The sequence below is a fragment of the Vibrio sp. OPT18 genome (assembly GCF_015163615.1).
GTDB classification, from domain to species: domain Bacteria; phylum Pseudomonadota; class Gammaproteobacteria; order Enterobacterales; family Vibrionaceae; genus Vibrio; species Vibrio coralliirubri.
The window spans coordinates 36,003-44,874 of record NZ_JADDYK010000034.1 but is presented as its reverse complement, the minus strand read 5'-3'; the positions used below and the strand labels follow the sequence as shown (position 1 = coordinate 44,874).

General features: G+C 42.2%; 7 protein-coding genes. 6 read left to right on the top strand and 1 reads right to left on the bottom strand.

Annotated features, from left to right (window positions below; translation table 11 throughout):
* A partial coding sequence (locus IQQ51_RS08035) for an ABC transporter transmembrane domain-containing protein (protein WP_228012741.1) occupies positions 1–1,218 on the bottom strand: 1,218 nt, incomplete at its 3' end.
* Positions 1,219–1,307: 89 nt separating this feature from the next.
* On the opposite strand from IQQ51_RS08035, the gene IQQ51_RS08030 reads away from it, so the two are divergent.
* From IQQ51_RS08030 to IQQ51_RS08005, 6 genes are all read left to right on the top strand, one after another.
* Positions 1,308–1,799, top strand: coding sequence for a GAF domain-containing protein (locus IQQ51_RS08030; RefSeq protein ID WP_017630025.1), 492 nt, complete (start codon positions 1,308–1,310; stop codon positions 1,797–1,799).
* Positions 1,800–1,896: 97 nt separating this feature from the next.
* Positions 1,897–2,520: an RNA chaperone ProQ gene (proQ, locus tag IQQ51_RS08025; RefSeq protein WP_017057223.1), complete on the top strand. Its 624-nt coding sequence runs from the start codon at positions 1,897–1,899 to the stop codon at positions 2,518–2,520.
* 17 nt (positions 2,521–2,537) lie between these two features.
* Positions 2,538–4,532 carry a carboxy terminal-processing peptidase gene (gene prc / locus IQQ51_RS08020; protein WP_193840778.1) on the top strand — a complete coding sequence of 665 codons (1,995 nt, stop codon included), beginning with the start codon at positions 2,538–2,540 and terminating at the stop codon, positions 4,530–4,532.
* A 274-nt stretch (positions 4,533–4,806) separates the two neighbouring features.
* Positions 4,807–5,490, top strand: coding sequence for a hypothetical protein (locus IQQ51_RS08015; protein WP_019823244.1), 684 nt, complete (start codon positions 4,807–4,809; stop codon positions 5,488–5,490).
* A 217-nt stretch (positions 5,491–5,707) separates the two neighbouring features.
* Positions 5,708–8,314: an aminopeptidase N gene (gene pepN / locus IQQ51_RS08010; protein WP_193840777.1), complete on the top strand. Its 2,607-nt coding sequence runs from the start codon at positions 5,708–5,710 to the stop codon at positions 8,312–8,314.
* Between the two features lie 189 nt (positions 8,315–8,503).
* Positions 8,504–8,722, top strand: a complete 219-nt coding sequence (locus tag IQQ51_RS08005; RefSeq protein WP_004733645.1) for a DUF2835 domain-containing protein — start codon at positions 8,504–8,506, stop codon at positions 8,720–8,722.
* Positions 8,723–8,872 lie beyond the last annotated feature (150 nt).

The following is an 8,872-nucleotide window of genomic DNA, read 5'->3' as shown; positions in this document are numbered from 1 at the left end:
CAGCAACTGGATTAACGTAGATTTACCCCCGCCACTCGCACCGACCAAAGCGACTTTTTTACCTGCAGGGATGTGCAGCGATAGCCTATTTAAAACAGTGTTTTCCAATGTGTAAGAGAATGTAACGTCTTCGATGTCGACTGTCACTTCTTGATCTTCAGTAAATGGGTTCACTTTACTAATAGGGCGCTTCTCTTCTTCTAACTGAAGAAGATCGTTGATTCGTTGCAGTGCCGCTTTCGCGCTATACCAAGAGAATTGAATCCCTAGCAGCTCTTGAACCGGGCCTAACATGAACCACAAGTAGCCAAATACTGCGAAAATCTGACCAATGGTTAAGTCACTGAATAACACCATTAGCATAGCGACGGCACGGAAAAGCTCGAAACCTAATAAGAAGAGTAGAAACGAAACACGGCCAGCAGCTTCAGATTGCCAAGCGTATTTGTCTGCATCGATTCTTACTTGGTTAGCTTGAACCTTAAGTTCGTCGAGAAAAATGCGTTCTTTATTCGCCGCACGCAGTTGGTAAATGCCGTCTAAGGTTTCCACCAAACGGTTTTGAAAGCGCTCGAAAGATTGGTTTTCGTACTTCTTAAGGTGTTTGACCCTGCTACCTAGTTTACGGGAGAAATAAATTACAACAGGATTGACCAGTAAAATGAACAATCCTAAACGCCACTCTAACCACAACAGCACGATCGCTGTCCCGAACACGGTCAGGAAGCTGATGATAAATTTAGAAAGAGTCGAGCCAATGAACTTATCTATTGTCTCTATGTCTGTTATTAGGTGGGCGTTGATACCGCCGCTGCCTTTGGTTTCGTATTGTCGAATACTGATGCGGCCAAGCTTATCTATCATCTTGCTGCGCATTTGATAGGTAATTGTTTTGGACACAAGCGTAAACTGACGCCCTTGCAGAATGTTCAGCGCTTGGCTAACGGAGCGCATGATAATCACTAACAACAAAGTTAGTGCTATATAGCCAGTCGGTGTTTGTAATGAAGATGGAAGTAGGTGGTTCATCATCTCTAAGCCTGAAGCGGGCTTATCAAGTAATACTTCATCAACCATTAATGGCATGAGCAACGGGATAGGGACACTAATGAGAGTTGCAAATATGGCAATAATGTTAGCAAACAGTAATTTGGACTTGTGTTTTTTTACTTGAGTTATTAACCAAGAACGGCTAATAGTGTCTTCTGAATTGTTCATTGTAATGAGAATAAGTCCTATTTAGTTTGATGGCCGCATTCTACTGCGTTCTCTTGATAATGGAAGTCTCAATTTAATTGGAAGTTAATATGAAAATAGAACATTACCAACGCTTAACCAAACAAGCCGTTGCATTAATTGAATCAGAAACCGATCTAACTGCTAATCTTGCTAATATCAGTTCATTATTATTCATGGAATTGGATGACTTGAATTGGGCGGGTTTCTATTTAATGAAGCAGGACCAAGCTAAGGAAAAAGACGAACTTGTACTGGGTCCTTTCCAAGGTCAACCTGCTTGTGTGCGAATTCCAGTAGGGCGTGGTGTGTGTGGAACTGCGGTTGCGACGAATACAGTTCAGCGCATTCATGATGTTCATGAGTTCGAAGGTCACATCGCTTGTGACGCTGCAAGTAACTCAGAAATCGTTATTCCGTTCTCGATTGGCGGAAAAATCGCGGGTGTTCTTGATATCGATAGCCCAAATGTTGGCCGTTTTTCTCAAATTGACGAGGACGGATTAACATTTTTCATGGCAGAAGTGGAAAAGCTGCTTAATTCGCACGCGAACAAGGCATAAATTATTCTCTTACTGTGGTTTTTCCCAAGCATCTCTCTATAATACGTAAAAATATTTTCTTAATGCTCGCGGAAAACCGCAAAAACCAGGAACCCACATGGAAAACACTGAAAAGTTAAAAAACAGCAAAGAAGTTATCGCATATATTGCTGAATGTTTCCCTAAATGCTTTACTCTAGAAGGTGAAGCGAAGCCACTTAAAATTGGTATTTTTCAAGATCTTGCTGAACGTCTAAATGAAGACGAAAAAGTAAGTAAGACTCAGCTTCGTGCAGCGTTAAGACAGTACACATCATCATGGCGTTACCTGCACGGCGTAAAAGCTGGCGCAGAGCGTGTTGACCTAGACGGCAACGCGTGTGGCACACTAGAAGAAGAGCACGTTGAACACGCTAAAGCTACACTTGCAGAAAGCAAAGCGAAAGTTCAGGCTCGTCGTAAAGAACAAGCACAAAAAGCTCGTGAAGAAGGCAAAGCGAAACCTAAGGCGAAGAAAGCTCAACAGCCTCGTCGTCAAGCGCCTAAAGCACCAAAAGTAGAAAAGCCTGTAGAAACACGCGCTTTGAACGCTGACGAATTCATCGCTGGCAAAGAAGTAAATGTGAACATGGGTAAAGGAAACATGGCTGCGACCATTGTTGAAATCAATAAGGAAGATGTGCGTGTTCAGTTAGCAAACGGCCTACAAATGGTTGTTAAAGCGGAGCACTTGCGCGCTTAAAGGAGATACTCCTACGCATGAAATGCCGTTCAAAATTGACACTGATTGCTGCTAGCTTTTGGCTAGCAGCTTCAGCTCAGGCTCTTGAAGCCAAATTAGATCAGGACGATTTACCTCTACTCGCTCCTGAGGTCCAACACGAAACTGCTAGTAAACGTGTTACTTCTCGATTTACTCGTTCTCACTATAAACACTTCAATCTCAACGATGATTTCTCTCAAGCTATCTTTAATCGTTACTTAGAGATGCTGGATTATAATCGTAATATCTTCACTCAAGCTGATATTGACTCTTTCGCTGCGTCATCTACACAAATTGATGATCAACTGAAAGCAGGCAATAACCAGATTGCATTCGATGTTTATAATTTGTCTATGCAGAAGCGTTTTGAACGTTTTCAATATGCATTGTCTTTGCTAGATACAGAGATTAAGTTTGATACCGATGAAAGTATTGAACTCAATCGTAGTGAAGCTGAATGGCCAAAAGATATCGCTGAAGTGAATGAGCTTTGGAGAAAACGCGTTAAATACGATGCGTTGAATCTAAAACTTACTGGCAAAGAGTGGCCAGAGATTCAAGAAGTTTTGGAAAAGCGTTACAACAATGCGATGAAGCGTATTACGCAATCGCATAATGAAGATGCTTTCCAAATCTACATGAACGCATTTGCGCGTGAAGTTGATCCGCACACAAGTTACCTTTCTCCAAGAAATGCAGAACAATTCCAATCTGAGATGAATCTATCTCTAGAAGGTATTGGCGCTGTACTTCAGATGACAGACGACTACACCGTTATTCGATCTTTAGTTGCTGGTGGCCCCGCGTCAAATAGCAAACAATTGAGCGATGGCGACCGTATTGTTGGCGTTGGTCAAGATGGCGAAGAGATTGTTGATGTTATCGGCTGGCGTTTAGACGATGTAGTGCAATTAATTAAAGGACCGAAAGGGACTAAAGTTAAGCTACAGATCTTGCCAGACGGTAAAGATGTAAAAAGTCACGTTGTCACAATTATTCGCGATAAGATTCGTTTAGAAGACCGCGCTGTTAAATCAGAAATTATCGAGAAAGATGGCAAGAAGATTGGTGTACTCGAAGTACCAAGTTTCTATGTTGGTCTTTCTAAAGATACCGATAAACTGATCACCGAGCTTAAAGAGCAAGGTGTTGAAGGTATTATTGTTGATTTGCGAAACAACGGTGGTGGTGCACTAACGGAAGCAACCGAACTCTCTGGTTTATTTATCAAAGAGGGGCCTGTTGTTCAGGTTCGTGATAGTTACGGTCGTGTCAAAGTGAACAGTGATACTGATGGTGAAATCAGTTACCAAGGTCCGTTAACGGTATTGGTGAATCGCTACAGTGCTTCGGCATCTGAGATCTTTGCAGCAGCGATGCAGGATTACGGTCGTGCAATCATCCTAGGTGAAAACTCTTTCGGTAAAGGTACGGTACAACAGCATCGTTCTTTGAATCATATTTATGATTTGTTCGACAAAGAGTTGGGCTATGTTCAATACACAATCCAGAAATTCTACCGAATCAATGGTGGCAGTACGCAAAACAAAGGTGTAGTACCTGATATTGCTTACCCAACGCCAATTGACCCAGCAGATACTGGTGAAAGTGTTGAAGACAATGCTCTACCTTGGGACAGCATTGATAAAGCAAACTACTCAGTGTTACAGCGTAACGATGAGCAAATTGCTGCTTTAACAGCTCAACACCAAGCTCGTATTGCGACAGATATGGAATTTGGCTTTATCGCGCAAGATATTGAAAAATATAAGGCAGATAAAGACGATAACGACCTTTCTTTGAATGAAAAGGTACGTCAGCAAGAGAGCGATGATGCGGATGCGCTTCGTCTAGATCGTATCAATCAACGTCAAAAAGCCGCTAAGTTAGAGGTGTTTAAAACGTTGGATGATATTCCTAAAGACTATGAAGCCCCGGATGCTTATCTTGATGAGTCTGTTGCAATCATGCTTGATATGATCAAGAAATAGAGCAAACGCCTGTTAAAAGGTGATTGTTTAAAGGTACACAATTCAAAAGCGAGCCTAGGCTCGCTTTTTTTGTGTCTATGATTTGACAGGAATATCTGATTGTATCCGTTGAGATTGTCGTAAGGAACACTCAATAGTTAGGGTGATTTAGCTCTGTTTTGCGTTGAATAATGACACTTAAGTTACTTCGCACTTAAAATTTAGTGACTTAGATCATATTTTTTCGCTTTCTAATCATTACGTGCCTAAGCTTAAAGAAAATGAGGGGGCGCGTATGAAATGGATTCTACTAATTTTATCTTGTTTAAGTTTTGTTGCTTTTGGGAGCGAGGTCGCTTCGAGCAGCCAACAATCAAAAAGTGATAGTAATCTATCTCATTTTGACCTTCCTCTGTTGCTTGGCGATTGGTATTTGATGAATCCAGATCCTGAGCAAGGTACTGAAAACTTTAGAGCAATTAAGCTCACACTCGATTCAAATTACTCATTCACTATCGATATCCAAAAGAAAGACTACAGTGTGGATCATTGGGAAGGTTTGTATAACGCCAATGAAGACACCATTATTTTGGGTTTGAATACTTCTGAGCCTCAGGTTTACGCGTATAGCAGTAATCACAATATGCTGAATCTTAACGGTGTTATGTTCACCAAAGCCTTGCCCAACGCCCTGGCTGGAATTTGGTCAAGCGCCGAACTTTCCGGAAGCGATTTGCGTGCAAGTAATATTCAAAAAATGGATTTAGTGCTTCAACCTGATTTTATCTTCATGTTCCGAGTGTCCGATGAAGAAGGGGGTGAAGTCATTCGTCGTGGTGTGTATTACACCGAGGGCGACCAATTAGTGCTGCTTTATGAGAACGGTGAGCACGGCACTCGTTACACATTGAATAGTGATGTTTTGACGCTTCAAGGTGAAGAGGGAGACATGTTCGCGGTGCTTAATCGCATACGTTAACTACGAGTTTTAGCCATAAAATCGGTTCGTTGAAAATATGGCACACAGTTCATTTCTTAGCCGTTCCTTTCTGATTTGATTGATAAAATAGCAAAACATGGAGGCATTTTCCTACAATGCCTCCTTTTTTTAATATTCCCCTTGTGTTCTTGGCGCTCAACCTTTAGATATATACAGTTAACAAATAATTACGTATAACGATCAAAAGGAACCCGTCATGGCACATACACCTCAAGCCAAGTATCGTAAAGATTATCAATCACCATCTCACACTATTTCTGAAATCGATCTTACCTTCGATTTGTACGATTCAGCATCCATCATTACGGCGGTGTCTAGTGTTAAGCAAGAGAAAGATAGCTCGACCTTAGTACTTGATGGTGAAGGCTTGAAGCTGGTTTCTGTTTTGGTAGAAGGTAAAGAGTGGACTCAATATGAACAGTCTGAAACTCAACTGACACTGAACGATTTACCACAAGAATTCACATTAACGATCGTGACTGAAGTTGATCCTGAAGGGAACAGTGCACTTGAAGGCCTGTACAAATCAGGTGGTGCTTTCTGTACGCAATGTGAAGCGGAAGGTTTCCGTCGTATCACTTACTACATGGATCGCCCAGACGTCTTGGCAAAATTCACCACAACGGTTATCGCGGACAAAGCAGAAAATCCATTCTTGTTAAGTAATGGTAACCGTGTTGATGAAGGCGAAGCTGAAAATGGTCGTCATTGGGTGAAGTGGCAAGACCCACACCCAAAACCTGCTTACTTGTTTGCACTTGTTGCTGGTGACTTTGATGTACTTCGTGATGCTTACACTACGCAATCGGGTCGTAAAGTTGACCTAGAAATCTTTGTCGACAAAGGCAACCTAGACAGAGCTAACCACGCGATGGTTTCTTTGATTAACTCAATGAAGTGGGACGAAGAGCGTTTCAACTTAGAGTACGACTTAGACATCTACATGATTGTAGCCGTTGATTTCTTCAACATGGGTGCGATGGAAAACAAAGGTCTGAACGTATTCAACTCTAAGTTTGTTCTCGCGAACGACCAAACTGCTACGGATACCGATTACCTAGGCATCGAAGCGGTAATCGGTCACGAATATTTCCATAACTGGACCGGTAACCGAGTGACTTGTCGTGATTGGTTTCAACTAAGCTTGAAAGAAGGCTTAACCGTATTCCGTGACCAAGAGTTCTCATCTGATCTTGGCTCTCGCGCAGTAAACCGCATCAACAATGTTCGTATTATTCGCGGGCCGCAATTCGCTGAAGACGCAAGTCCAATGTCTCACCCAATTCGTCCAGAAAAAGTGATAGAAATGAATAACTTCTACACATTGACTGTGTACGAAAAGGGCAGTGAAGTGATCCGAATGATCCACACATTGTTGGGTGAAGACGGTTTCCAAAAAGGAATGAAGCTTTACTTTGAACGTCACGATGGTACGGCTGCAACATGTGAAGACTTCGTCGCGGCAATGGAAGATGCGTCGGGCGTCGACCTATCTCAGTTCCGCTTATGGTACAGCCAGTCTGGCACACCGACGCTGTCTGTTAAAAGCCACTACGACGCAGAGAAGAAACAATACACATTAACAACTCGCCAAGTAACAGCGCCAACTCATGAGCAAACGGAAAAGCAGGCTCTGCATATTCCTCTTGATATCGAGTTATACACAGCTGCGGGTGAAGTTGTTGAGTTACAATGTCACGGTAAGCCAGTTCATAATGTATTAGATGTGAAAGAAGCAGAGCAAACGTTCGTGTTTGAAAACGTTTCTGAGCAACCGATCCCATCATTACTTCGTGAATTTTCTGCGCCAGTGAAATTGGAATACGACTATTCAGATGAAGAACTGATCTTCTTGATGGTGAATGCTCGCAATGAATTCTCTCGTTGGGATGCGGGTCAAATGCTATTAGCGAAGTACATCCGCAGTAACGTTGAGAAAGTTCAACAGGGTCAAGCGTTTGAGCTTTCTGATTCTGTTGTTGATGCATTCCGTGGTGTACTGCTGAGTGATTCACTAGAGCCTGCGTTTATTGCAGAAATGCTTTCTCTACCAAGCCACAATGAAGTATCGGGTTGGTATGAGCGTGTTGATATTGATGCGGTCGCATCGGTTCTTAACTCAATGAAAGTAACGCTAGCTGCAGAACTTGAAGACGAGTTAGCGGCGGTTTATCACAGCCACGCACTAACGGAATACACGATCGATCACGATTCGATTGGTAAGCGTACTCTACGTAAAGTTTGCCTAAGTTACTTAGCTCATACTGAGCAGGGTAATGACTTGGTTGTTGCAATGTACCAGCAAGCAAACAACATGACAGATACCATGGCAGCAATGGGTGCGGCAAACAGTGCGCAACTCGCATGTCGTGAAACCTTGATGGCGGATTACAGTGACAAGTGGAAACACGATGGTCTTGTTATGGATAAGTGGTTTGCATTGCAAGGTACAAACCCAAGTTCAAACGCCCTTGAAGTGATCAAAGCGTCGATGTCGCACCAAGCGTTCAGTTTGAAGAACCCGAACCGTACACGTAACTTGGTCGGTTCATTCTTAAACATGAACCCGGTTCAATTCCACGACAAGTCTGGTCAAGGCTATGCATTTGCTGGCGAGATCTTACGTGAGCTAAACAGTAGTAACCCGCAAGTGGCTTCACGTTTGATTGACCCACTACTTAAGTTCCGTAAGTACGATTATGAACGCCAAGCTCTTATCAAAAAAGAACTAGAGACGTTAAAGAACATGGACAACCTAGCAAAAGACTTATTTGAGAAAGTGACGAAAGCACTAGAAGCTTAAGTTCGCGCTCATTCAGCTAACTGTTTGCTATAACGAAAGGTCATCAGTGGTAGAGAATATCTGCCACTGATTTTTTGTTTCTGGTACATCGAATTTTCGATAAGCTAGAGCAGTTTCAAGCTCAGTTTCACAGTCAGACATCGTTAAGTGCCAAAAAACACTGGCACTGTATATTTATACAGGTATCGTATGAATCGCTATATTTTCCAACTTAACATCTCATATCAGCAGTTTTTGGCCAGCTATTCTGGTGCGGCAAGTAAAGTTCAAGTGATAACAACAACAGGTTTACGCTTACAGTTACCTGCAACTCGGTTCAGACCATTTCTTACACAAATAGGGGTTAGAGGGCAGTTTAGGCTGACAACTGACCAAAAAAATAAGTTTATTAAGTTAGAAGCTCTGTAAACCTTGGCGTGCCTAGTGAGTTAAAAGGAATCTTAATCACATAATCAAACATTTCACCTCTTACCACCTCTAAAACAATTAACTATTTTTCAATAATGCTTTTACAATAAATGAATGCATTACCTTTGCTTAACTCGTTAGTAGAAAAGC